This window comes from Plantibacter sp. VKM Ac-2880 (assembly GCF_015351235.1).
GTDB lineage: Bacteria > Actinomycetota > Actinomycetes > Actinomycetales > Microbacteriaceae > Plantibacter.
Map to the genome: position 1 here is coordinate 113,353 of NZ_JADKSJ010000001.1, position 24,916 is coordinate 138,268.

22 protein-coding genes are annotated in these 24,916 nt (G+C 69.8%); 8 read left to right on the top strand and 14 right to left on the bottom strand.

Annotated features, from left to right (window positions below; all coding sequences use genetic code 11):
* Positions 1 to 17 precede the first annotated feature (17 nt).
* Positions 18 to 638, top strand: coding sequence for an NAD(P)H-dependent oxidoreductase (locus tag ITJ57_RS00580; RefSeq protein WP_194668390.1), 621 nt, complete (start codon positions 18 to 20; stop codon positions 636 to 638).
* Here the strand turns inward: ITJ57_RS00580 and ITJ57_RS00585 are convergent.
* Entirely contained in the window at positions 616 to 4,149 is a 3,534-nt protein-coding gene (locus ITJ57_RS00585) for a bifunctional RecB family nuclease/DEAD/DEAH box helicase (RefSeq protein WP_194668391.1), read from the bottom strand. The two genes, ITJ57_RS00580 and ITJ57_RS00585, sit on opposite strands and share 23 nt — an antisense overlap.
* A 221-nt stretch (positions 4,150 to 4,370) precedes the next feature.
* Here ITJ57_RS00585 and ITJ57_RS00590 point away from each other — a divergent pair, with 221 nt between their 5' ends.
* Entirely contained in the window at positions 4,371 to 4,763 is a 393-nt protein-coding gene (locus tag ITJ57_RS00590) for a (deoxy)nucleoside triphosphate pyrophosphohydrolase (protein ID WP_194668392.1), read from the top strand.
* A gap of 17 nt (positions 4,764 to 4,780) precedes the next feature.
* Here ITJ57_RS00590 and ITJ57_RS00595 read toward each other — a convergent pair whose 3' ends face one another.
* From ITJ57_RS00595 to ITJ57_RS00605, 3 genes are all read right to left on the bottom strand, one after another.
* Positions 4,781 to 5,650: a hypothetical protein gene (locus tag ITJ57_RS00595; protein ID WP_194668393.1), complete on the bottom strand. Its 870-nt coding sequence runs from the start codon at positions 5,648 to 5,650 to the stop codon at positions 4,781 to 4,783.
* A 101-nt stretch (positions 5,651 to 5,751) separates the two neighbouring features.
* Entirely contained in the window at positions 5,752 to 6,585 is an 834-nt protein-coding gene (locus tag ITJ57_RS00600; RefSeq protein ID WP_194668394.1) for a siderophore-interacting protein, read from the bottom strand.
* Positions 6,586 to 6,648: 63 nt separating this feature from the next.
* Entirely contained in the window at positions 6,649 to 8,127 is a 1,479-nt protein-coding gene (locus tag ITJ57_RS00605) for an MFS transporter (RefSeq protein ID WP_194668395.1), read from the bottom strand.
* Positions 8,128 to 8,262: 135 nt separating this feature from the next.
* Here ITJ57_RS00605 and ITJ57_RS00610 point away from each other — a divergent pair, with 135 nt between their 5' ends.
* A complete protein-coding gene (locus ITJ57_RS00610; protein WP_082456009.1) occupies positions 8,263 to 8,898 on the top strand; it encodes a uracil-DNA glycosylase in 636 nt (211 codons plus the stop codon).
* 105 nt (positions 8,899 to 9,003) lie between these two features.
* Positions 9,004 to 9,213 (top strand): hypothetical protein, encoded by a 210-nt coding sequence (locus tag ITJ57_RS00615; RefSeq protein ID WP_194668396.1) that lies wholly within the window; start codon positions 9,004 to 9,006, stop codon positions 9,211 to 9,213.
* A gap of 75 nt (positions 9,214 to 9,288) precedes the next feature.
* Here the strand turns inward: ITJ57_RS00615 and ITJ57_RS00620 are convergent, their stop codons facing one another.
* From ITJ57_RS00620 to ITJ57_RS00630, 3 genes are all read right to left on the bottom strand, one after another.
* Positions 9,289 to 10,746: a catalase gene (locus tag ITJ57_RS00620; protein WP_194668397.1), complete on the bottom strand. Its 1,458-nt coding sequence runs from the start codon at positions 10,744 to 10,746 to the stop codon at positions 9,289 to 9,291.
* Positions 10,747 to 10,862: 116 nt separating this feature from the next.
* Entirely contained in the window at positions 10,863 to 11,309 is a 447-nt protein-coding gene (locus tag ITJ57_RS00625; RefSeq protein WP_194668398.1) for a Fur family transcriptional regulator, read from the bottom strand.
* A gap of 154 nt (positions 11,310 to 11,463) precedes the next feature.
* Positions 11,464 to 12,075 carry a TetR/AcrR family transcriptional regulator gene (locus tag ITJ57_RS00630; protein WP_194668399.1) on the bottom strand — a complete coding sequence of 204 codons (612 nt, stop codon included), beginning with the start codon at positions 12,073 to 12,075 and terminating at the stop codon, positions 11,464 to 11,466.
* Positions 12,076 to 12,176: 101 nt separating this feature from the next.
* Here ITJ57_RS00630 and ITJ57_RS00635 point away from each other — a divergent pair, with 101 nt between their 5' ends.
* Complete coding sequence (locus tag ITJ57_RS00635; RefSeq protein ID WP_194668400.1) at positions 12,177 to 12,950, top strand: 1-acyl-sn-glycerol-3-phosphate acyltransferase; 774 nt, start codon at positions 12,177 to 12,179, stop codon at positions 12,948 to 12,950.
* A 111-nt stretch (positions 12,951 to 13,061) separates the two neighbouring features.
* The gene (locus ITJ57_RS00640) at positions 13,062 to 13,985 is read left to right on the top strand and encodes a hypothetical protein (RefSeq protein WP_194668401.1); all 924 of its coding nucleotides are present in this window, start codon (positions 13,062 to 13,064) and stop codon (positions 13,983 to 13,985) included.
* A 10-nt stretch (positions 13,986 to 13,995) separates the two neighbouring features.
* Here the strand turns inward: ITJ57_RS00640 and ITJ57_RS00645 are convergent, their stop codons facing one another.
* Positions 13,996 to 15,078: an alpha/beta hydrolase gene (locus ITJ57_RS00645; protein ID WP_194668402.1), complete on the bottom strand. Its 1,083-nt coding sequence runs from the start codon at positions 15,076 to 15,078 to the stop codon at positions 13,996 to 13,998.
* A 195-nt stretch (positions 15,079 to 15,273) separates the two neighbouring features.
* Here ITJ57_RS00645 and ITJ57_RS00650 point away from each other — a divergent pair, with 195 nt between their 5' ends.
* Both ITJ57_RS00650 and ITJ57_RS00655 read left to right on the top strand, forming a co-directional pair.
* The gene (locus tag ITJ57_RS00650; RefSeq protein ID WP_064294062.1) at positions 15,274 to 15,447 is read left to right on the top strand and encodes a CsbD family protein; all 174 of its coding nucleotides are present in this window, start codon (positions 15,274 to 15,276) and stop codon (positions 15,445 to 15,447) included.
* Between the two features lie 96 nt (positions 15,448 to 15,543).
* Positions 15,544 to 15,807, top strand: coding sequence for a GlsB/YeaQ/YmgE family stress response membrane protein (locus ITJ57_RS00655; protein WP_056010248.1), 264 nt, complete (start codon positions 15,544 to 15,546; stop codon positions 15,805 to 15,807).
* An 82-nt stretch (positions 15,808 to 15,889) separates the two neighbouring features.
* Here ITJ57_RS00655 and ITJ57_RS00660 read toward each other — a convergent pair whose 3' ends face one another.
* From ITJ57_RS00660 to ITJ57_RS00685, 6 genes are all read right to left on the bottom strand, one after another.
* The gene (locus ITJ57_RS00660; RefSeq protein ID WP_194668403.1) at positions 15,890 to 16,441 is read right to left on the bottom strand and encodes a type 1 glutamine amidotransferase domain-containing protein; all 552 of its coding nucleotides are present in this window, start codon (positions 16,439 to 16,441) and stop codon (positions 15,890 to 15,892) included.
* 110 nt (positions 16,442 to 16,551) lie between these two features.
* On the bottom strand, positions 16,552 to 17,511 hold the full coding sequence (locus tag ITJ57_RS00665; protein WP_194668404.1) for a G5 domain-containing protein: 960 nt from the start codon (positions 17,509 to 17,511) through the stop codon (positions 16,552 to 16,554).
* A gap of 89 nt (positions 17,512 to 17,600) precedes the next feature.
* The gene (locus ITJ57_RS00670) at positions 17,601 to 18,545 is read right to left on the bottom strand and encodes a DnaJ domain-containing protein (RefSeq protein ID WP_194668405.1); all 945 of its coding nucleotides are present in this window, start codon (positions 18,543 to 18,545) and stop codon (positions 17,601 to 17,603) included.
* A 116-nt stretch (positions 18,546 to 18,661) separates the two neighbouring features.
* Entirely contained in the window at positions 18,662 to 19,591 is a 930-nt protein-coding gene (locus tag ITJ57_RS00675) for an NAD-dependent epimerase/dehydratase family protein (RefSeq protein WP_194668406.1), read from the bottom strand.
* Between the two features lie 106 nt (positions 19,592 to 19,697).
* Positions 19,698 to 21,230 carry a methyltransferase gene (locus ITJ57_RS00680; protein WP_370582106.1) on the bottom strand — a complete coding sequence of 511 codons (1,533 nt, stop codon included), beginning with the start codon at positions 21,228 to 21,230 and terminating at the stop codon, positions 19,698 to 19,700.
* 66 nt (positions 21,231 to 21,296) lie between these two features.
* Positions 21,297 to 24,872, bottom strand: coding sequence for an efflux RND transporter permease subunit (locus ITJ57_RS00685; protein ID WP_194668407.1), 3,576 nt, complete (start codon positions 24,870 to 24,872; stop codon positions 21,297 to 21,299).
* Positions 24,873 to 24,916: the final 44 nt, after the last annotated feature.

Here is a 24,916-nt window from a genome sequence, read left to right on the forward strand (position 1 = left end):
CGACCTCTGGAGCACCCATGAGCACCCTCGTCATCGACGGCCATCCCAATCCCGACTCCCTGTGCGCCGCTCTGGCGTCGGCGTATGCGGATGCCCACGGCGACGCGACGGTCCTCGCCGTCCGCGACCTCGTCTTCGACCCGAACCTGCGGCTCGGCTACACCCACAGGCAGGAACTGGAGCCCGACCTGGAGCTCGCGTGGCAGCAGATCCTGGCCGCTGACCACCTCGTCGTCGTGGCCCCGGTCTGGTGGGGCTCCGTCCCGGCGCTCCTCAAAGGCTTCTTCGATCGGGTCCTCCTGCCGCGTCGCGCCTACCGGACAAAGGACAACGGCCTCCCGGAGGGCCTGCTCACGGGGCGCTCGGGCCGCGTGATCGTCACGACCGACTCGCCTTGGTGGTACCTCCCGCTGGTGGGAGACACGACCGTGAAGCAGCTCCGCACCACGACCCTCCGCTTCTGCGGGATCCGGTCCGTCGCTGTGAGCCGGTTCGGCCCGGTCAAGGGGTCGAGCGACGCCCAGCGACAGGCGTGGATCACGAAGGCGGCCCGGCTCGGGATCGCGGACGCCTCGCGTCGGCCAGCCGGCGACATCGGGTCGTCCGCAGCGTCGGTCAGCGCCCGTCCACGAGCCTGATGAAGGCGCTGAGCTCGGCGACGCCCTCCGGGGTCGTCGGGAGGTATTCGGTGAGCGCGGGGGAGGAGACGAGGTAGGCCGCCCACTGCGCCCTCGAGATGCCGACGTTCAGCCGGTTCTTCATCAGGAGGAAGGACATCCCGCGCGGTACCTCGGCCGGCGCGGACGCGGCCAAGGTCACGATCGCGATGACCGCCTCCTGGCCCTGGAACTTGTCGACCGTCCCGACCCGGACGGCATCGAATCCGGCCTGGTCGAGCGCCTCCCGCACCACCGCCACATGCGCGTTGTACGGGCAGACCACGATGATGTCGGCTTGCATCAGGGGAGAGTCCACGCGACGGGAGTCTGGGTCGGTCCAGAGCAGGCCGATGCTCGAGCGGACGAGCTCGACGACGCGTTCGGCCTCCTCGACCGAGCTCGTGGCGTTGCCGACGTGACGGACGTCGACGATGTGGAGGCCTGGCTCGCAGCCGACGAGGCTGCGGTTCGCCGTGGCCGCCGCCGATCGCAGCTCACCGCCGTACGACAGGCGGGACACCGGCTCGGTGACCGCCGCGTCCATCCGCCATGTCTCGTGCAGGAAGTAGCCGAGTTCCGGCGGCAACACGTCTCGTCCATCGGCGACGAACCCGAGGGCGGAGGTGTCGATAGGCTCCGGGTGCGTACCCTGGCTCACCTGGGGGAGCTGTTGTGGATCGCCGAGGAGCAGCAGGTTCCGGGCGGCGACGCTCGCCGCGATCGTGTAGGCCAGGGAGAACTGACCCGCTTCGTCGACGACCAGCAGGTCGAGTGACCGGCGCGGGAACCGGTTGGGGTTGCTGAAGTCCCAGGCGGTGCCGCCCACGACGAACCCGCCGGCCTGCTCGCCCGCGTAGGCCGCGTGGCCGTTGGACGGCAGGATCGTGTATCCGCGGTCGGCGTCCGGGTCGGCACCGGTCCGCAGCGTCTTCGCCACGAGGCCCGGGGTGAGGCCGGCCTTCACGATGCGCTCGAGGAGGTTCTCCACGACGTCGTGGGACTGGGCCACCACGCCGATCCGCCACCCGTGCTGCTGCACCAGCGCGGTGATGACGTGCGAGGCGACGTAGGTCTTGCCCGTCCCTGGCGGGCCCTGGACCGCGAGCGCGGAGTCGTCGAGGTCGAGCAGGGCGGCGGTGACGTCCTCGATCGTCTCGCGGTCGCCCTGGTGGGGGAGTGGACCACCCGAACCGGTGCGCGGCGGCCTGCGGCGGAGGATGTCGACGACACCGTCGCTCGGCCAGTCGGGCGATGCGTCGACGATGGCCTGCCCCCATTCGGCGATGGCGTCGACCTGGGTTCCCGGCCGGGGTGGGGGAGAGGGCGTGAGCGCGACCGGCAGCTCGGTGTAGGGATCCCGGTCGGTCTTCAGCGTCTCCTGGATGAGCACGGAGTCGTCGTCGACCTCGAGCACGGTGATCTGCCCGGCGGGACGGGAGCCGGGCTCGGCGCGGGGGACCGTGTACGGGCCCGGGTACTCGTAGACGGCGAAGGGGTCGGCGCCGACCTTCACGCTACTGCCCGGAGCCCAGCGGCCGAAGAGGCGGACGTGTCGGCGATCGCTCCGCTGCCGGCCCTCCCGGAACCAGTCGCGCTCGACGTCGCCGGCGGTGACCGTGAACACGTTCCGGGTGTCCTCCCAGTCGTCGCGCGCGGCGATGAGCCGTGAGAAGTGCTCCTGCCAGAACGACTTGTGTTCCCTGCGGTGGTAGTCGATCGCGGCCGCAGCCAGGGCGTACGCCGCCGCGTCGTCGGAACGCTTGGGGTCGAGGGGGTCGCCGGCCAGGGCCGTCAACGCGTCGTGCAACGGCGTCGGGTCGTCGATGAGCGGCTCCTGCGCATCGTTCACGAAGGTGCCGGGGAGCACACCCCGCTCCTCGCCCAGGGCGAGGAGCCAGTTGCGGAGTCGGCGCGTGGACTCGCAGTCGTACTGGTTGTACTCGGCGATCTCCGCCAGCTTCCGCTCGCCCTCCGCGATGAGCGCCGGGTCCTCGCTGCGGCTGAGCTCGCGGGCATCGGCGTACTCGGTGATCGACGCGGCCGCGTTGGTGACCTCGCTGTCGCGGTGGTCGTCGCCCATGTAGAGGGGTTCGAGCTTCTTGATCGAGTACGACCGAGAGCCCACGCGGACCGTCTTGCGGACGAACGGGTAGAGGTCGAAGAGCACGGCCTCCCGCAGGAGGTCGTCGACGACCTGCTCGCCGACGCCGTGTCGGGCGGCCAGGGCGAGCAGATGCGTCCGTTCGTAGGCCGCGTAGTGGTAGACGTGCATGCCCGGGTACTCCGCCCGGCGCGCGGTGAGGTACTCGAGGAAGTCGATGAACGCGATGCGCTCCTCGTGGAAGTCGTGCGCCCACCAGAATCGGAAGACGCCGTCGGTGTCGACCAGCCCGAACAGGTAGTCGATGCCCCAGCGGGTGCGATCGCCTCGCCGAGCGTCGCCCGGCTCGCCTTCCGTGTACAGCGGGTCTCCCTCGAAGTCGAAGAAGATGTCGCCGGGATCGGGCTGCGGGAGGAGCCCGAGTGCCGCGGCGTCGTGGACGCGGAACGCCGGGACGCCGGGCTCAGACGCGGGTTCGAGTTGCAGACGGGCTTGATCCCGGAGGGCGGCGAGCGTCGTCTCCGACACGCCGTCGACGGTGCCGCCACCGGTGGCCGGGTGACCGTGGAGCGCGCCGTCGGGAGCCGACCCGGTGAGGGTGAGCGTGGCGAGGTCGTCGATGGTGCGGATCCCGGCGGCCAACAGGCGGTCGCGCTGGGTCAGCCGCAGACCGGCCACCAGCAGGACGTCGCGTGCAGCGGTGATCTCCGCGTCGCACCAGGTGCAGTGTCCGCAGACGCTGTACCGCTGGTCGCCCCACTGCACCGCGTCCGTGTCCTGCAGCCGCTCCGCGACGATCTGCACGAGCCTCGCGCGGCGACGCCGGTAGACCGGGAGGATGTCGGCGACGGCGTGCGTGCTGATCGTCCCGTCACCCAGGATGAGGTCGACATCGTCGTCGACCGGCACCCCGGCAGTACTGAGCTGTTCCACGTAGGCCGCGAGCTGCAACAGCGCCGTCACCTTCGGCGAGCGGGCCAGCTTGGTGTCCTGGACCCGATACCGGCCGTCGGGCCTGCGGACGATGAAGTCGGCGAAGCCGATGAAGGAGCCGTCGAAGAACGCGGCCTGGAAGACGATCGGCGCGCCGTCCCGGAAGGCGACGAGCGTCGACGCGACGGCTTCGGCGAGCGCGTCGGCATCCCGGACGTCGGGGCGCTCGAGCTCGACCACGCCTGCGCCGAACTCGGCCCGGTAGGACTCGAGCACGCGGAGTTCATGCTGATCGCCCAGCTTCGAGGTGCGCATGAGCATCTCGTCTTCGGGCTCGTCGATCGGGTCGATCCGTTTGAGCTTCGCGTCGATGGAGCGCAGGAAGGCGAACTCGCAGTACGACGCGTTGGAGAGGTCGCTGGCGCTCGTGATGGCGGAACCGTCGAGGAGGAACATCGGTGCGGTGGGTGCCTTTCGAGACAACGCTGCGGCGGGGGACCATCGCCCCCGATCGCTGTCAGTCTGGCACGCACCACCGACCCGCGGTCGCCCGTCCGCCATGCCATGAGCGGACCCCGTGCGACGCCTCGTTGGGGAGCACGGTCACGCCGACCCTCGCGCCCGGTCCCCTACCCTGGAGTCTCCGACGACGACACGAGCGAGGGGGTCGGACCGGTATGGTCACCACGATCGAGGTCGTGGCGGGCGTCGCCTCCCAGGCCGACACCGTCTTCGCATGCCGCCGCTCCCCTGAGCGGTCCTCGGGTGGCCGGTGGGAGTTCCCCGGAGGCAAGGTCGAGGTCGGCGAACGCCCCGAGGAGGCACTCGCGCGGGAGCTGCGGGAGGAACTCGGAGCCGATGTCGCCGTCGGTCGTCTCCTCGACCGATCCGTCGTCGCGGTCGGCGCACTGCGGATCGATCTGGCATGTTACGCCGTCACCTTCCGCGACGGTCCACCGGCGAGCAGCACCGATCACGATGAGCTGCGGTGGGTGCCGCGGAACCGCTTGGCCGAGCTGGACTGGGCGTCGCCGGACCTCCCCATGGTCCGGCTGCTCACCGAAGGCTGAGTCGACGGTCCGACGCGTCAGGCCGCAGCCCGAAGCGGGATCCGGGCCAGGGTGCGGCCGCTGAGCACCAGGTCGTCGTGGGTCGAGGTGACCGCCAGTTCGTCGACCGTCCACTCGAACAGGGTCGCGTCCTGCCAGCGTTCCAGGAAGGCCGCGAGTGCAGCCGTCTCCGCCGGGTCGAGCTCGTCCCGGAAGTGGTGCATGCCGACCCCGACGAGCGGCACGGCGCGTCCGCCGACCGCCCGCTGGATCGGTTCGAAGGCGTCAGCGGTGGCAGGGAGGTAACAGCGGCCGCGATTGAACCCGCCGATCACGGGTCCGGCGAGTCTGGCTCGGAACGGAGCGAACGCGCCGACCGCAGATCGCAGACCGGTGAGGAGGTCGTCGGAGGCGTCGACGGAGGCGAGCGTGGCGTGCAGCCGGTGGGCGCGACGCAGCTCGATGCCTCGCGCGAGCTTCGCAGCGAACGGCGCGGAGGCGAGGTCCGCCTCGTAGCTCAGGAAGATGGGGTCGACGAACAACCGCTCCACCGGCACGGGGACGACGACGGCGACGCGCGGTTCCACGTACCGGCCCGCCCGGTAGCTGCCGTCGGGACTCGTGGCGAGCGCCAGGGGGTGGTCCGCGTCGATGAGCGGGAGCTGGGCGTACCGGTACCGCTCGTCGAAGGTGAGTTCCTCGCCGGGTTGGAACCGCGAGCGGACACCGTCCCACGTGGCGAGCGGGCCGGGCGATCGCCGTCCGTCCTCGGTGGAGAGGGCATCCGTGCGGGCGTCCTCGGGGTCGGCCGCGCTCGAGCGCATCGAGCCGGGGCGTCTGAGCCCTGCGACCGCACCGACCGGCAGCGCGCCGATGGTGTTTCCGGCTGAGCCGGCGGGAGAGGGCATGTCGTGAGGCTAGTCGAGGCTCGCTCCCGCGGCATCGGGGACACCCCGTATTCGGTTGATCAACCGAGTTTTTCGGGCACTCAGCCAGTCCGTCCCTGAGCTCAGTGCGCCTTGCCGACCTTCCAATACCCGCAGAACATGACGCGTTCCTTGGGTGTACCGCTGCGGACCCAGGAGCGACGCACCGCCGCAGCGAGCGCCTGCTCGCCCACGACCCATCCGTACGCCGAATGTCCGGGCGCCTCGACTGCTTCCGCCGCCGCGAGCGCCGCGCGGCCAGGGACGGCATGCGCATCGTCCCGGACGACCCATCGGACCTCGACCCCGGGCGGCGCCTCGAGCGACTGGACGTCCGCTGCCGACGGCACCTCGACGATCGCGGTCCCGATCGTGTCGGCCGGAAGGTGCGCGAGAATCCCGGCGACGGCAGGCATTCCCGTCTCATCGGCCACGAGCACGATCCGGTCCGTACCGGGCGGTGGGTTGAACATCCGACCCTCGTCGAGCAGCGCGACCGGGTCTCCCGGTCGGCACGTCTGCGCCCAGCCGGCCGCGGGTCCGGCGGTCCCGTCGGCTGCCGAGCCGTGGATGACGAAGTCGACGTCGAGTTCCGGACCCTCCGGTCCGTCCGCGCGGTAGTCGCGGACGGTGTAGTTGCGCAGCACCGGCCTGACCGACTTCGAGATCGCCAGGTATTTCGCGTAGGCGATCATGTCGAGCTTGGTCGGGAGCCGATCGAGGCCGCCGTCCGAGACAGGGATGAAGAAGCGGAACCACTGGTCGTAGCCGAGGAAGGTGAAGTCGGCGATGTCTCCACCGCCGAGTGTGACCCGGGCGTAGTTCGGGGAGATCGTGGCCCGCCGCAGCACCCGGAGGGTCAACAGGCGCGCCGCCTCGGGCTTGATCCTCGACGCCTCAGCGTTCGTCCGCGCCATCGGGTCTCCTCCGTCCAGCGGCCCCGTCAGCCGCTACTGAGGTAACCCTAACTCAGGTGACCCTTACTTTGAAGGTCCGGAGTCGACATCGGCTACCTTGCGGGATCGCGTGTCGAGCAGCGCGAAGACCAGGGCGATCACGACGAAGCCGATCGTGACGATGGTGCTGTTGCGGTAGGCGTCGTGGTAGACGTCGAGCGAGGCACCCGAAGCACCGCCGTCGTTCTCCGAGTACACCGTCGCGTAGAAGGTCGCCGTCGCCGCCGCGAGCCCGACGGCGGTGCCGATGCGCTGACCGAGCTGACCGATGGACCCGGCGACACCGCCGGACGCGACCGGGATGTCCGCCAGCATCAGCGTCTGGTTCGGCGAGATCACGGCGCCGCCACCGATGCCCGCCAGGAGCATCGCCGCACCCATGGCGTACGGGGTGACCTCCGGGGGAGTGATGAATGCGAGCACCGAGTTCAGGGTGAAGCCGACCACCACCAGCACGAGCCCGCCCACGACGAGCGGACGTCCGAGCCGGTCGACGACCCGGCCGCTCAACCACGAGCTGACCGCCGAGGCGAGTGCGAAGGGGATCGTGATCATGCCCGCGAAGACGGGTTCGAGGCCGAGGCCCTGCTGGACGAACAGTGTGAGGGTGAGGAAGGTGGCCGGCATGGCCGCGAAGTACGTCGTCGAGATGAGGACGCCGTTCCGGTAACTGCCGAGGGAGAAGAGCGAGAAGTCGACGACGGGCGTCTGTCCGGCGCGCTGGTACCGACCCTCCCACCAGGCGAACAGGCCGGCGAACACGGCGAACCCGAGCAGGAGCCACCAGCGTGCCGGGTCATCGTCCGGCGAACCCGTCGTCAGCACGAATGGCAGCATGAGTGACAGCACCGCGAGACCGAGGAGCACGATGCCGACGGGGTCCAGCGAACCGGTCCCCGCCTCGCGCGGCTGCTGCTTGGGCAGCAGGCGGGCCGCGATCGGCAGCAGGATGATCGCGAGGGGCACGTTCATCCAGAAGAGCAGCCGCCAGCCGTCCTCAGGACCACCGATGGCGATGAGCAAGCCACCGAGCGTCGGACCGAACGCCGTCGACAGCCCGATGATGGCACCGAACAGCCCGAAGGCACGTCCGCGCTCCTTGCCCACGAAGAGCTGTTGGATGAGGCCGATCACCTGCGGCATGAGGAATCCGGCGGCGACGCCCTGCAGGATCCGACCGCCGATCAGGATGGCGACGCTCGGGGCGATCGCGCACACGAGGCTCGCCGCACCGAACACGCTCAGGCCGATCATGAACATCTGTCGACGGGAGTGGAGGTCGCCGTAGCGGCCGGCGGGCACGAGGATCAGGCCGAACGCCAACGCGTACCCGGCGACGATCAGCTGCAATGCGGTCGGGCCGGCGTCGAGGGCCTGCTCGATGGACGGGAGGCCGACGTTCACCTTCGACAGGTCGAGGATCGTGAGGGCGGCGACGGAGACGCAGACCGCGAAGGCGCGCCACTTGGTCCGGTCGTCGGGGGCGGTGGGCTCGGTGGTCATCCTGGTCAGCCTATGCCCGCGTCGGCGTCGCCACCCCCGGTTGACGAGCACGGATTCGCCGTCATCGCGGTGGGTTCGGGGGTCGGAACGGCCTCAGACGATGACGGGACACCCGTCACGGGCTACGCTCGGAAGATGCACATGGACGCCCCGCGAGGGCTGCAGGACCCGGACGAACTGGCCGAACGACACCGCATGCTGGCCGAGTCGCCGGCACTCGCGCCGCTGCGCGACTGGGCGGACGCGATGATGGCCCGCCGAGGACGGCGGCAGAGCGACCTCGTGCTCCCGCTCGTCGACCCGGCCGATGCAGCCGTCAACGCGAAGACCCTCATCCTCCTCGACGCCCCGGGCACCCTCGCTCCGGACAGCCTCGACGCACCCGGATCGGGGTTCGCCTCGGTCGACAACGACGACCCGGTCGCCGAGAGCCTCTGGAACCTGCGGAACGACATCGGCTTCGACGACGTCATGGTCTGGAACATCGTCCCGTGGTACCTGAGCGCCGGACGCAAGAAGCCGAACGCCCCCGAGGTCGCCCAGGGCGCCATGGAGCTGCGCGCACTGCTCCCGCTGCTGCGCAACCTCCGCGTCGTGGTCCTCTGCGGACCGCACGCCCAGGACGGTTGGTGGAAGCACGTCGAGCCGCTGCTCGGGAACACCTACAGCGCGTTCAACGCCCCGCACCCGTCGCCGTTGTCGTTGAAGCAGCCGGGCCGCCGCGAGGAGATCGAGAAGGTCTTCGCTCGCGCCAAGCAGGTCGCCGGCTGACTCCCGCACCTCGAGTCATCCGCAACCCCCTCGCCCCGGTCGGCGAGGGGGTTGCGTGCGTCTGAGCGCTTGCTAGCGTCGAGCGGACGAGGAGAGGAGCACCACATGGACATCGGAACCATCGTCATCCTCGCCGCGCTCGTCCTCCTGGCGGTCGGCGCCGTCTGGTACGTCGTGCGGCGCGACCGTGCAGCGCACACCACGGATCAACACCACTCCGCCGAGGGTGAGGCTGAGCACGTCCGCGAGATGGCGAAGGCCCGCGCCCAGTCGACGGGGGTCATCCGTCGGGGAGGCGGGCCCACCGGCGTCTGACATCTCGCCCACAGACGACGACGGTCGCCATCCGTACAGGATGACGACCGTCGTCGCGGGCGTGAGGCCCTCGCTCTAGACGAGCGGCGGGAGCCCCGCCGAGACGCGCGCGCCGAGCGTCTGGTCGACGGCTGTCCAGTACGCGATGACCCGGGCACGGAGATCCGGGCGGGTCACCTTGGAGACGTGGCCGACGATGTTGCCGACGAGGCGATCGCGGGCTGCATCGTCGAGCACCTCACGGACGAGGGTGCCAGCCTGACCGAAGTCGTCGTCCTCGGCGTGGAGCGTCGCGGCCGCCCGGACGAGCTCGCCGTCGGACTGCCAGCCCGAGGACTCGGCCGCGCGGGCCGGGTCGGCGTGGGCTCCGCCGACCGAGTTCGGCGCGTACACCGGGGCGTTCGCGTCGTTGAAGGTGTACGTCATCGCCCCTTCCTTCGAGTAGGAGTGCACGGGCGAGTGCGGGGCGTTGACCGGCAGCTGCGCGTGGTTGGTGCCGACGCGGTAGCGGTGTGCGTCCGCGTAGCTGAAGATGCGGGCCAGCAGCATCTTGTCGGGGCTCGCTGCGATGCCGGGGACGAAGTTCGACGGGGCGAAGGTCGCCTGCTCGATCTGGGCGAAGTAGTTCTCCGGGTTGCGGTCCAACGTCATCTTCCCGACCTCGATCAGCGGGTAGTCGCTGTGCGGCCAGACCTTGGTGAGGTCGAACGGGTTGAACCGGTAGTTCGCGGCGTCGGCGTACGGCATGACCTGCACGGACAGGGTCCAGCTGGGGTGCTCGCCGCGGGTGATGGCCTCGGAGAGGTCACGGATGTGGAAGTCGGCATCCTCACCGGCGATCTGGTCGGCCTGGTCCTGCGTGAGGATCTCGATGCCCTGGTCGGTCTTGAAGTGGTACTTCACCCAGAAGCGCTCGCCGCTCGCGTTGATCCACTGGTAGGTGTGCGAACCGAAGCCGTCCATGTGCCGCCACGAGCCCGGCAGACCCCGGTCGCCCATGAGCCAGGTGACCTGGTGGGCGCTCTCGGGCGAGAGGGTCCAGAAGTCCCACTGCATGTCGTGGTCGCGGAGGTGCGAGCCCGGGAGGCGCTTCTGCGAGCGGATGAAGTCGGGGAACTTGATGCCGTCGCGGATGAAGAAGACCGGCGTGTTGTTGCCGACGAGGTCGTAGTTGCCCTCGCTCGTGTAGAACTTCAGGGCGAACCCGCGGGGGTCGCGCCAGGTGTCGGGGCTGCCCTGCTCGCCGGCGACGGTGGAGAAGCGGGCGAGCATCTCGGTCTCGACGCCCGGCTGGAACAGCGCCGCGCGGGTGTACTGGGAGACGTCCCCGGTCGTGACGAAGTGACCGAACGCGCCACCGCCCTTCGCGTGGACGACGCGCTCCGGCACGCGCTCGCGGTTGAACTGGGCGAGCTTCTCGACCAGGTAGTGGTCGTGGAGTGCGATCGCGCCGTCGGCGCCGACACTCTGGGAGTGGTCGTCGCTGGCGACGGGCGCTCCGCTGTTGGTGGTGGTGTAGCTGGGCTCGGACATGTCTCTCCTCGAGGGGTGGGGCTGGTCGGACGGTCGGTTGGCTTCAGCACTGCCACCATGTCGGTGGCAGCTGACGATCGGCATGGAAGTGGCGTCGAATGATCTGTGGAACGGCGTCAGGACGCATCCGCCTGGCACGCGGGACAGACGCCCCAGAACGTGATCTCGGCCGCGTCGACGAGGTAGCCCGCCGTGTCGTCAGGGTGGAGGCACGGAGCCGAACCCTGCGTGCAGTCGACGTCGACGACGGCGCCGCACGAGCTGCAGACCAGGTGGTGGTGGTTGTCGTCGACGCGGAGCTCGTAGCGGCCGGGATGGCCGTCGGGCTCGATGCGACGCACCAGACCGGCGGCCACGAAGGCGTTGAGGACGCTGTAGACGGCCTGCGGAGACGTCTGCGGAGCGCGTGGTCGCAGGCTCGCCACCACCTGCTCCACGTCGGCGTGCGGCGTGCTCGCCAGGATCTCGAGCACGGCGAGGCGCCCCGTGGTCACGCGCAGACCGGCGGCGCGGATCTTGGCGTTGAAGTCGTTCGCCGCCGACGCCACCCCCGATCCGTTCATGCCCCCACCGTATCGAGTTGTTTTGAATTTATCAAAATAAGGACTTCCCCTCAGGTCTTCCCGCAGCCCCCACCACTCTAATATCTGATATGCACAGGAGCCGGACGGCACGACGATTGTGGAGAAGCGCGAGGGCTGTGGAGGAGGTCTCCCGCTACAACTCGACCGTGAGCAGCGGGCGCAGGGAGCGGCGCGTCTCCTCGGCCATGTCGACAGCGTCGCGATCGAGCAGCCACTGCAACTGCAGGCCGTCCATCATCGCGATGAGCATGCGCGCCGCACTCGCCGGCTCGATGCCCGGCACCAACTGACCCTCGCGAGCCATCACCTGGAACGAGAGGGTCATGCCGTCGATCAACCAGCTGTACCGCCGCACGAAATGATCGTGTGCCGGGTGGTCCGGTGACGTCGCCTCCGCGGACAGGACGCAGTGGAGTTCGACGAGACCCGGCACGCGCATGTTGTGCTCGACGAGACGCAGGAGCCCCCGGATGCCCTCGAGACCGCTGCCGATCTCGATCGCGGACTGCTCACGGTCCCGGTCGTCACGGAAGTCGAGGATCGCGGCGAGGAGGTCGTTCTTGGTCGAGAAGTGGTGGAGCAGACCGGCCTGGCTCATGCCGACGCGTTCCGCGACCTCCCGGAGCGAGCCACTGCGGAAGCCCTGTTCCGCGAAGACGTCCATGCCCGCCTCGAGGATCTCCCGGCGCCTGGCCGCCGTCTTGGCGTAGCTGCCACGGGGGCGACCGGTCTGCGTTGCCGTCATCCCGCGATCGTATCGCCCGGTCGGGCATCGCGAGACGGACCGGCTCACCGCTGCACTCCGCGCTCCGGCACTTCCTCAGGTGTCTGTCGTACGGTGTCGCCATGAAACGCCCCATCGAGCCCGTATACGACACCGCCGTCGGTGTCGGTCGCTCCCTGTTCGGTGTCTGGCGCCTGCGCCGTCACACCACCGGTGTCGAACACCTCCCTGACGACGGCGGGGCGGTGATCGCGATGACCCACTTCGGGTACCTCGAGTTCGCCCTCGTCGAGTGGGCGACCGTGCTCCACAACCGGCGCCGCATCCGCTTCATGGCCAAGCAGGGCGCGTTCGACAAGCCGCTTGTCGGCCGACTCCTGCGGAGCATGCGCCACATCGCCGTGGACATGCGCGCCGGCGGTGCCGCCTATGCGAACGCCGTCGCGGCACTCCGCAGTGGAGAACTCGTCGGGGTCTTCCCGGAGGCGGGCGTCAGCGCCTCGTTCACCGTTCGCGAGCTGAAGTCCGGCGCCGTCCGCCTCGCTCAGGAGGCCGGCGTCCCGATCATCCCCGTCGCCGTGTGGGGCGGCCACCGGCTCCTCACCAAGAACCACAAGGTCGGCTTCCGCGAGCGCTTCGGCGTGCCGGTGCACTTCTCCTTCGGTGAGCCGATCCAGGTCCACCCCGAGGACGACGTGGCGACGAGCACCGAACAGCTGCGCGACCGCCTGCAGGGCATGGTCGACGAGCTGCAGCGCGACTATCCGGTCGACGGCACCGGAGCCTGGTGGCAGCCACGCTCGCTCGGCGGCACGGCACCGACACCCGCCGAAGCCGCCGCGGCCGACCTCGAGCGCGAACGCCGACGCGCGGCGCGTCGGCAGTCGGCGAGCTGAGCCCACGTCCGCCGCGGTCTATCCTGTGGAGGTGCCACCTCTGACCTCGCAGACCCTCCCCGTGGAGCACCGTCGCTCCGCCTCCCCATGCTGCGCGTGGACGGTGAGAGCGTGAGTCGCGGGTGGAACGGCTTCGTGGCGAAGTCGGCCTGGCTGCCCAAGGCCTGGCGGGAACGCGCTGAGCGCGCGCTGAGCGAGGAATCGACGACGGGCCCGTCGGGCGCCGACCAGTCGTCCTCGACGGACTCGCACCCCACGGCTTCCGGACGGACAGCCGATGCGTCGACCGGTCCGGCGCCCGCTACGACGGCTCCCGTCGAGACCGAGACTGCGGAGGCCCGGAACACCACGGGGCACCCGCAGCCGCACACGCCTGCCTCCGACTCCGGTACGGCGTCCGACACCGCCACCGGCCAGGAGTCGGTGCGAATCATGGACCCGGTCGCCCTCCCCGTCACGGCGTCGGCCCCGGTCGTCCCACTGAGCGTCGCCATCACCGACTTCGAACTGGCCGACGACTCCGTGATCGGGCCTGCCTCGGTCCTCGACAACCTGGAACTCACGAAAGCTGCCGTGACCAGGGTCGCAGCGGCGATCCTCTCGACGGAGGGGCCCATCGCCGTCCCACGGCTCGTCACGATCGTCGCCCGCCGCTTCGGCGTGGACCGGCTGTCCGAGGAGAGCCGGACGGAGCTGTCCGCACTGGTGACCGAGGCGTTCGTCGTGCAGAACGGTTTCGCCTGGCCGACCGGACTCGACGTCGTCACCTGGCGCGGTGTCCGCAGGGTCGTCCATCGCGACCACCGTGCGGTCACGGACATCAGCCCCGCCGAGATCTGCAACGCCATGGAGCTCGTCATCGCCGCGAGCCCTGAGCAGGAGGTGGACCGCGAGCAGCTGCCGATGCAGGCGGCCTCCGTCCTCGGCTACGGGCGCCTCGGCGAGACCGCTCGTCGCTGGCTGGATCTGACGCTCGACCAGGCGGTGCTCCACGGCCGTCTCGTCGAGGACGGCGAGCGCATCCGTCTCCCGTGAGACCGGTTCGTCAGCGGACGGGCGGACCCTGCTGCCCGTAGGGGAGGCTCGTGTCGGTGACGCCGTCGATGAAGGCGTCCATGCGCTGCAGATTGAACCGCCCCTGATCGTTGAGCAGGAACTGGTACTCATGCTCGAGCCCGGGCCGGAAGTCCGGGTTGAAGATCATCGACTGCACGTCGACCCCGAGCCCCTGGAGTCTCGCCTTGAACTCGACCGACTGCGGGTAGAGCGGGTCCCAGTTGCCCACCGTGATGTAGGTCGGCGGATACTTCGCCGTGAGGTAGTCGACGACCGACGCTGAGGCGACCTCAGGCCGCGTCTTGTAGTCGCGCGCGCCGAAGTAGGACCACAGCACGGTGTCGAGGAACCACCCGAAGCTGCCCTCGGCATTGACCAGGCTGAGGTCGTACGCGCCGCAGGCCAGCACGACTCCGGCCAACTGCTGCGGTTCGATCGGCGACTCGACCTCGATCGAGCTGGCGTACTCGGAGCTCGTCACGACGTTCGCGACCTGAGCGGCGATCTGCGCACCGGCGGAGTCACCGGCGAGGATCAGCTTGGAGGAGTCGACGTTGAGCGCCCGCGCATTGGCGTCGAGGTAGCCGAGGGAGTCGGCGACCTGCTCGATCGGCAGCGGATACTGCCCCTCCGGAGCGATCGTGTACTCCACCGCGACCGCCGTGTACCCCTCACCGGCGAGCACGCGCATGTAGTTGGAGATGAGTTCCTTGCTTCCGGAGATCCAGGCGCCGCCGTGCACCCAGACGATGGTCGGGAGCGCGGCACCGCTCCCGCGGACGCCGTCGGGCGTGTAGACGTCGAGGAGGGCGTCGGCGTCGCCGGAGCGGTACGGGATGTCGCGTCGCACGTCGACACCGTCCGGCACGAACTTCTCGAGGTCCGACTGCACGACCTTCGCCCGCTCGTCGAACGCCATCCTGATGACCATCGACCCAGGCCAGGGCGTCAACTGCAGCCAGACGAAGATGACCAGTGCGATGGCGAGGATCACGCCGATGATCCAGAACATGGTGTTGCGGACGATGCGCAGGAACCGCGAGAAGCCGGAACGAGGGCGGTCTGTCCTCAAGCGATTCACCTCCCGGCGGGTCTGGACGGCGGCACTGCCTGGCGGAACACGAACATCCAGTGTCGCATCCGACGGCGCGCCACCGGTGCCGTCGAAGGTTTTCGACGGATTCCGTGACGAATGCGAGGCGAGCTGCGTCTTACTTCATGAACCGGTCATCACCGCCGGTTTCCAACGCAGAAGAAGGAGTACGCCATGAGTGCATCGGACAAGATCCAGAACGCCGCTGAAGACCTCGCGGGCAAGGCGAAGGAAGCCCTGGGCAAGGTCACCGGCGACGACAGCAAGGTCGCGGAGGGCAAGGCCGACCAGACCAAGGCTGACGCCAAGAAGGCCGGCGAGAATGTCAAGGACGCCTTCAAGCACTAGTCCTCGCGATACAGTGGCTGGCCCCGCTCACCGGCGGGGGTAGCACCACGATCGGTCGGCACCCCGCTCGATCCAGCAATCACATTTGGAGACATCATGAGTTTTCTCGGCTTCCTGCTGCTCGGCCTCATCGCCGGCGCCATCGCCAAGGCCATCCTTCCGGGTCGTCAGGGCGGCGGCTGGTTGATCACGCTGCTGCTCGGCGTCGTCGGGGCGCTCCTCGGCGGTTGGCTCGGCGGCCTCCTCTTCGGCGCGAACCTCCAGGAGTTCTTCTCGCTGCAGACGTGGCTCCTCGCCATCGGCGGTTCCATCGTCGTGCTCCTCATCTACGGTGCACTGACCCGCAACAAGAAGGCTTAACACCAGCTCCACAGCACGCGAACGCCCGGTCCCTCTCGAGGGGCCGGGCGTTCGTCGTTGTTCGGGTCAAACGGTCAGGCGGTCAGGCGTGCTGGCCTTCATGCTCGCCCTCGCCGATCTCTTCGACGAGCTTGGCGTTGAACGCCGGCAGGTCGTCGGGCGTCCGGCTCGACACCAGACCCTGGTCGACGACGACCTCCTCGTCGACCCACGAGGCTCCTGCGTTCCGCAGGTCCGTCTTGAGGCTCGGGTAGCTGGTCAGTTCGCGCCCGCGGACGACGTCGGCCTCGACCAGGATCCACGCGCCGTGGCAGATCACGCCGACCGGCTTGCCCTGCTCGAAGAAGGCCTTCGCGAAGGCGATCGACGCCTCATCCAGGCGGAGGTCGTCGGCGTTGACGACACCACCGGGCAGCACGAGCGCGTGGTAGTCGTCGGAGGACGCCTCGGTGACGGCCACGTCGACCGGCTGGACATGCCCGTTCTTGCCGGTCACGTCCTGCGTCGCGGGGGAGATCAGTCGGGCCGTCGCGCCTGCACCGGTGACCGCCTCCCATGGGCTGGTCAGTTCGCTGTCCTCGTAGCCGTCCGTCAGGAGGAAGGCCACCTGCTTGCCGTCGAGTTCTGCACTCATCGTCGCTCCAATCCATCAGCGTCAGGGACGCCGTCCGGCGACCCGCCAGCGACGTTACGCGCAGCCCCGAAGTGACGGCCCGGCCTTCCGCCGAGCGCGAACGGGCTTGCTCAGGCGTCGCAGGCGATGCCGTCGCCGTCACGGTCGAGGTCGTACACGTCGCTTCCGACGACGTACACCGGTCCCGGCGTGTAGGCCGGTCCGTTCCCGCTGCCGCCGGCGCAGTCGACGTCGCTCGCGATCGGGACGCACTGCCCCTCGTAGTTCGGGTCGCAGCCGCCGCCGACGGGGTCGGCGACAGGTGCTGGAGCCACGGGCGCGGGTTGCCGGGTGCCGACCGAGGTCACCTGCGTGACGGGCTGCACCGTGACGACCTGGGAGACGACCTCGCGGGCGACCTCGGTGCCGGCCCGTGTCGTCACGCGGTAGGTGTTCGTCTGCTGACCGTCGACTCCGACGGTGGTGACGGCGACCTGACCGACGTCGAGGTTCGGGTCCTGCACCTCGGTCGCCGTGAACGGCACCGCGACGACCTCCGTCACCTCGGTGACGACGTCGGTCGGGGTGGGGGTCGCCACCGGGGTCCGCTTCGGAGCGGGGGTGGCGGCGTCTTGAGCCGTCAGTAGCGCCGCAGGCCGATCCGGCGCCGGAAGCGTCGCAGCACTCGCACCGCCACCGACGACGACGAGGCAGAGGGCTGCGGCGACCACGGCGAGCGCGGTACCCCGGTTCCGGATGCCGAGCCGGCTGGCGTGACCGCGAACGAGGGCGATCACGCCGACGGCCGCTGCGACGATAGCGACGAGCGCGAGCAGGGCACCCCAGAACGCACCGCCGATCGCGCTGAGGAGCACCAGCGCGACGACGAGACTGATCAGGATGACGTGCAGTGGCCGAAGTCGGCTCGGATGGGTCTCGATGGGCGGCCTGGGCACCGCGGCGGTGGACGTCGCGGTCGCGGTGGCGGGCATCGTCGCCGGGAATCGCGCCCCACCCCAGGCGAAGCCGGTCCACCACCGCTGCCCGCCCGGTCGTTCAGGATCGGGATACCAGCCGGATGGAGTGCTCATGCCCTGATGGTGGTGCCTGGAGCCCATCCGCACAAGAACCCCGATTGGGGCGGTGGGGGGTTTCACCCACAGGTGTCGTCTTGCGCGACTTAAACGCCCACGAAGCGAATGGTCTGCTGGAGCCTGGTGCGGATGTCGAACAGCTGGTTGCCACCCATGCGTTCGATGCCCGGAAGACCCGTACGGAGCAGGTCGGCGAGCCGCGAGCGCTCCACGAGGACGGTGACGGGGTGCTTCCGGCCGATGAACTCGACGGACTCCTCGACGGCACCGTCGGGCACGACGATGACCGAGGCGGTGAACTTCACGCGGGCCGCCTTCGCGACCGTGCGCGCCGAGCGGACGAGCGAACGCACAGGCTCCTCTCGGACACCGAGCGTCTCGCCGACGACCTCACCTCGATGCACGCTCACCGGCCCGCCCCAGTCCTCGGACTTCACCGCGAACAGCCCGGTCGGGCCGAGGACGACGTGATCGATCTTCGCCTCGCCGGGAGCCAGGACGTCGTGCCACACGGTGTACCCGATGCCGAGCGTCGCCACCGTGCGGGCCGTCTGCTCCTCCGCCAGCGCGTTGGCGAGCTGGTGCCGGATCTCGCGCGGGGCGGAGCGGACGAGCTTCGGGTCGTAGGGGTCGTCGAGCGGGACGCCACGGCCGACCCACTCCCTGATGAGCTCGAGGTAGGCCTCCCGCGAGTCGCCGCCGGGATGCCCGTAGGCCCGCGCTCGAGGACGGGAGTCCGCACGCTGGGTGCCGGAACGTCCGGTGGTGGACGCGGACCAGGTGGGCTCGTCGTCCGCGTCGACGCCGCCGGACGGGACGTTCCGTCCGCGGTCGTACGCGGCGCGACCGTCGACCGTGCCGACACGCTCCCACGCCAGTTGCACCGCGTTGAACTGCGGGGCGCTGCCGCCGAGGTCGGGGTGCGTCTCGCGCATCAGCCGGCGATACGCCCGTCGGAGCTCGTCCTGGGACGCCGTCGTGCTCACACCGAGCACCTCGTACGGGCTGGCTGAGAGTGGGCTCTCCGGCATCGAGGGTGGTCGCTTTCGTCGGCGGGGTCGGTGTCTCCGACACGGGAGACTATCGCGGTCAGCTGGCAGAGCGCCGAAGTGCCGCTCGCCGACCGTGCCACCCGGGTGCCCTCCGCTCAGGCCCGGACACCGGCGCCGGCGGCTCGGACGGTCTCGGCGACGGCATCGGCGATCGGCGTCGGTCGCACGCCGAAGGCGAGCTCGAACGCACTGGAGTCGAACCGGTACGGAGCCGTGTACTGGTAGCTCATCTCGCGCGTCTCGCGCGCACCGGCGTTGAAGAGGGACCCGATCCGCATCATGGCCGCACCCATGATCTTGATCGGGCCGTCATGCCCTCCGGCGAGACGGAGGTAGTCGCGTCCTGTCAGCGCCGGACCGGTGGGCAGGTGCCAGAGGCGTCCGCGCGCGGCGGTGTCCGTGCCGAGGATGGCCAGTCCACGACCGACATCGGGGGTGTAGGTGAGCGAGTGCGGCAGGTCGGCGTCGTACAGCCAGGTGCCCGGCCGTCCTGCGGCGATCGGGTCGATCCCGAAGCTGTTGAACACACTGGTCGATGCACCGGGGCCGAAGAAGTCGGCGCTCCGTCCCACCGTCGAGACCAGACCGCGTTCCGCCACCGCCGCTGCGAGCGCGGCCGCAGCACGAGCACGGACCCGGCCCTTCCGGCTGACGGGTGCCAGCGGAGTCCCCTCCGTCATCGGGCCATCCACCGCGCCGTACGCATAGACGTTGTCGAGGGAGACGAGGTGCGTCCCGGTCGCCACTGCCGCCTCGATGACGTTCTCGACGATGCGGGGCCAGCGCTGCTCCCAGAGAGCGGCGGAGTAGGGCAGACCAGCGGTGAGGTAGGCGACGTCCGCTCCGTCGAGCGCGGTCCTGACCGCATCCCGATCGAGGAGGTCGGCGATGACCGAGGTGACGCCCGGCACCGTGGACGCCCGGCGGCCGACCGAGCCGACGGATACGCCGGTCGCGAGGAGCGCTTGCGCGGTCTCCCGTCCGATGACGCCGTTGCCGCCGAGGATGACGTGGGTGGTGCTCATGCTGGTCTCGATTCTGAGCGACGCGGTTCGTCGTCCCAGTTGGAGAGTAGCACTATCGGATAGTTTCACTATCCAGTTGGGGATCCGTTCCGCGAACGGTCACCGTTCAGACAGCAGGAAGCAGGATCCCGTCGTCGATGAGCGCACGCACGCGGGGGAGGAGTTCGTCGCCGAGCTCGCCGGCGTCGACCTCGACGAGTTGCGCGATCGCGTCGACGATGGCACCGAGGGCGAGTTCGCCATCGCACGCACCGACGAGTCCGGCGAGTCCCGTGTCGACGCCGACGGACCTGGCCAGCCCGCCACCCTGGCGCAGGTGCATCGCCGTCGGGTCCTCGTCGCCCGGCCAGTAGTGACGCTCCTCCGTGACGTCGCCGGCGAGGACGACGCGCTCACGGAGCAGGGCCTGGTCGTCGAGCGCGACCTGCCAGTCGTGCGCGGCGAGGCAGACGGCGAGGTGGGCTCCGAGGCCCGCCGAGTTGGATCCCGCATGGCCGTGGAGACGCTCGAGCCGGCGCAGCGAGGTGGGGGAGTCGGTCCGCCGGAGCAGGACGTAGCCGAAGCCGACGCCCGTCACCGACCGCGATGCGAAGTCGTCGAGCCAGGCTGCCGCGAGGCGTTCGAACTCGGCGGTGCCGGCCCTCGTGCCACCGTCCCGGATCCAGGTCTCGGCGTACTCCGCCGGATCCTGCACCTCGCGTTCGATCACCCAGGCGTCCACCGTCTCCCGGCTGTGCTCCACCCAGTCCGCGACGCGATCGAGTCCGTCCGTCCGTGCGCGGTACTCCCAGTTGCCGAGGAACTGGGCCACCCCGTCCTCCGTCAGATGCCGGGCCGCCTCGATGAAGACCGACTCGACGAGGGCGTCACCGACGAGCCCGCCGTCCCGGTACTCGTAGTTCGGGACCCCCTCCATCCGTGGTGTGATCACGAACGGCGGGTTCGAGACGATGCGGTCGAACCGCTCGCCGGTCACCGGCTCGAACATGCTGCCGAGACGGAACTCGATCGAGTCGATCCCGTTGAGGCGTGCGTTGAGCGCTGCGAGTTCGAGCGCCCGCTCCGAGATGTCCGTCGCGACCACACGATCCGCGATCCGCGACAGGTGGAGTGCCTGGATCCCGCACCCCGTGCCGAGGTCGAGTGCCGATCCGACCCGCTCAGGCAGGATGATGCCGCTGAGGGTCATCGACGCACCACCGACGCCGAGCACGTGCTCCTCGCCGAGTTCGTGGCCGAGGGCGAGTTCGCCGAGGTCGGAGGCGATCCACCAGGCCCCGCTCCCGTTCGCGTCCACCCAGGCATAGGGGCGGAGGTCGAGGGCCGGGCGGAGGCCGCGGTCGTCGAACCGGCTGAGGAGGCCGAGCTCCACCGCTCCGTCGGCACCGAGCGTCGGCAGGGCGCGGGAGACCGCGTCGACGTCCGCCGGCAGCCCGAGGATGAACAGCCTCGCCAAGGTCGCGACCGGCTCCACGCCCTCCGTGCCCTCTCGGGCGTCGAGCGCTCGGATCGCCACGACCCGGTTCGATCGGTGCAGGGCCGCCTCGGCCATCTCACCCCACAGGCCGCGCACCCGTTCCACGGTGTACCCGGCGGTCGTGAGGTCGGCACGGAGGAGGTCGATCAGTCGCTGGTCCACGCCCCCAGTGTGCCAGCTGCGGGGCGAGCGCTTCCGCGAAGCGGCCCCACTCACCCCACCGGCCGATCAGCGGTCAGCCGCCATGATCGATTCCAGGTCCTCGTCCGCGTCCTGGTCGGCGGACGCGGCGGCCTGCTCGGCCTTGGCCGCACGCTTCCGCTCCCGCTTCGCGAGACGTCGCTCGGTGCGCCGCTCCAGGAGCAGGTAGAGCACCGGCACGAGGATGAGCGTCAGCAACGTCGAGGAGACGAGACCGCCGATCACCACGATCGCGAGCGACTGCGAGATGAAGACGCCGCCGCCGGTGAGGCCGAGGGACATGGGCACCAGGGCGAAGATCGTCGCGCAGGCGGTCATGATGATCGGTCGCAGTCGGAGTCTCGCCCCGTGCAGGACGGCGTCGTCGATGCCGTCACCCCGCGCACGATACGAGTTGACGAGGTCGATCAGCACGATCGCGTTCGTGACGACGATCCCGATGAGCATGAGCAGGCCGATCATCGACGGGATGCCGAGCGGGGTGCCCGTGATGAGCAGCGCGGCGATCGCTCCGGTCGCCGCGAACGGCACCGAGACGAGCAGGATGAGCGGTTGGAGCAGGCTCTTGAACGTCGCCACCATCACGATGAAGACGAGGACGATCGCGATGAGCATGGCGAGGCCGAGCTGCGCGAACGACTCCTCCTGATCCTGGGCTACGCCGCCGACCGAGGCCGTGACGCCGCTCGGGAGGTCCAGGCCGTTCAGCCCCTGCCGCACGGCGAGGGTCGTCGCGCTGAGGTCGTCCCCGGTCGGGGTGGCCGAAACGGTCACCGTCCGCACGCCGTCGATGCGGGTGATGGCCGCCGGAGCCTGTTCCTCCACCACCTGCGCCACGGCGCTCACGGGGATCGGGACGGCACTGACGTTGGCGAGGTCCTTCTGCGCCTGGGTGAGACGGTCGGCCTCGGCCTGCTGCTCGGCCGCTTCCGCCTCCGCGTCTCGCATCGCGGTCAACTGCTCGTCGATCGTCGTGATGGAACCCTGGAGCTGGGTGATGGCGTCACTCAACCCGGCGAGCTGCGCGGCACGGGCCTCGTAGGCCTGCTGCGCGGCCTCCTCCTCCGGCGTGGTGGGAGTGACCGGAGGAACCTCGACCGGCGCCGCCTGCAGCGCGCTCAACTGCGCTCGGAGCGCGTCGAGCTGTGACGCGGCCGTCGACCGCGCCTCCTGGAGTTCGGAGCGTTGCTTCGTGGCCTGGGACGCGGCCTCGTCCTTCGCCTGCTGCGTGGCCTGGTCCTGCTCGGCCGTGAGCGCATCGGTCGCGGCCTTCTGCGCCGCAGCCTGCTGCAACGCGCTGACCGGGAGTGGGAGTGCTGCGATCTCCGCCGGCGTCGTCCCCACGCGCTGCGAGCGCACGATGATGTCCCGAGAAGCGCCCTCGAGGATGACCGAGCCCGTCGGCGTGCCACGGAGTGCGCTGGCGATGGCCTGCCCGACCTGTTCCTGGGTGAAGCCGTAGCGGGCTGCGGCGGCGCGGTCCACGTTCACCTTCAGCAATCCCTGCTCGTCGGCGAGGTCACTCGTCGCATCCCGCAGACCGTCCGTCGTGCCGAGCATCTCCTGGACGGCCGCGGCGGCCGTCGCCAGGGCCATAGGGTCCTCGCCCTGGAGCGTCACCTCCATGCCGCCACCACCACCGGCGAGTCCTGCACCGGCGTCACCGACGGTGATCTCGCCGACGTCGTCGAGCTTCGCCACGGCGTCGCGGATGGTGTCGGCCACGGCCTCCCGCGAACTCTCCTTGCCCACGGTCACGCTGATCTGCGCCGTGTTGCTCGATCCGCTCCCGCCGACGGTGGTGAGGTACCCCGACACCCCGGCGGTCTTCGCGAGGACGGCCTCGACGGTCGCCGCCGCATCACTGGTCACGTCCAGACTCGTCCCCTCAGGGAGCTCCTGGGTGACGGTCACCGTGTTCTCGCCCCCGATGTCTCCGAGGTAGTCGGTCTTCAGGAACCCGGCCGAGACGATCGTCCCGGCGAACACGACGGCCGCGATCAGCAGGGTGACCACCGGCCGCTTGAGCGCCGTGGTGAGGACCGGAAGGTAGGCGCGCTGGAGTTTGGAGTACGCCTCCGACTCGTCCTCGTCGACGGCCGGAGCAAGGTCGGAGGCCGCTGCCGGCGAGGAGGAGCCGCGCATGAACCAATAGGCGAGGACCGGGACGATGGTGAGCGACACCACGAGGGAGGCGATGAGCGCCACGGAGACGGTGACTGCGAAGGGCCTGAACAGCTCGCCGACCGTGCCTCCGACGAAGGCGACTGGGAGGAACACCGCGACCGTGGTGATGGTCGACGCCGTCACCGCACCGGCCACCTCGCGGACCGCCTCGACGACACTCGATGCGGTCATGCCGCGACCGCTGTGGCGACGCTTGATGTTCTCGATGACGACGATCGAGTCGTCGACCACTCGCCCGACCGCCACCGTCAGGGCGGCGAGGGTGAAGATGTTCAGCGAGTAGTCGCCGATCCACAACCCGATCATCGCGATGAGCAGCGACAGGGGGATCGAGACGGCGGTGATGATCGTCGAGCGGATCGACAGCAGGAACACGAGGATCACGATGATGGCGAACAGGAGCCCGAGCCCACCCTCCACGGAGAGGTCGTGGATCGACTGCTCCACCATCGGCGACTGGTCGAAGACCACGGTGAACTTGGCGCCGGATCCCAGTTCCTGCTCGAGCCCGGGCAGGGCGTCGCGGATCGCGTGAGCGAGTTGGACGGCGTTCGCCGACGGGTCCTTGAGGATCGTGAGGGAGAGCGAGGGGAGGCCGTCCGCTCGCGCGATGGAGGTCTCCGCCGCGGGCACGAGCTCGACGTCGGCGACGGCGGAGAGCGCGAACGGCCCGTCCTCGTGCTGGATGGGGAGCGCCTGCAACTCCTCGAGCGAGCCGACCGCCGAGCCGACCTCGATCGACAGTTCCTTGCCGGCGTCGACGCTCGTCCCCGCCGCGGTCACCGCGCCGCTCGCCTGCACCGCAGCCACGACCTCCTCAGCCGTGACCTTCTTGGCCGCGAGGTCGGCCGGGCGCATCGTGATGACGAGCTGGGTGGCGTTCTGTCCGGCCAGGTCGACCTGGCGGACGCCACTGATGCCGCGGAGGGCGGGAAGGACGGTGCTCTCGACCCGGCCCGCGAACTCCCCGGACTCGTCTTCGGACGCGATGGCGAGTTGGAGGACGGGGATGTCGTCGCTGCCCCCGGCGAAGACCTCGGTGGTCGTGTCGCTTGGGAGGGTGCTCTTCAGACCGGCGAGCGCGCTCCGGATGTCCCCGACGATCTTCTCGTCGTCCTGGCCGAAGTCCCAGCTCACCTGCAAGGAGGTGGAGCCGCCGACCGAGGTGGAGGTCACGCCGGTCACGCCCTTGATGCCCTGCACCGCCTGCTCGACCGGCTCGGTCACCTCCCGCTCCACGGATGCGGGCGATGCACCCGGGTAGGTGGCGGACACGAACGCGCCGGGTTGCTGCACGGACGGCAGCAGCTCCTGCTTCAGGGAGCCGACGGCGAAGAGGCCGAACACGACGATGGCGGCGGTGATCAGGCCCACGATCAATCGGTTGGCGAGACTGAGCCTCGTGAGGAATGACATGGGACGGCTGGCCTCTCGGTCGCGGAGTGGGCGCGAGTCGCCCC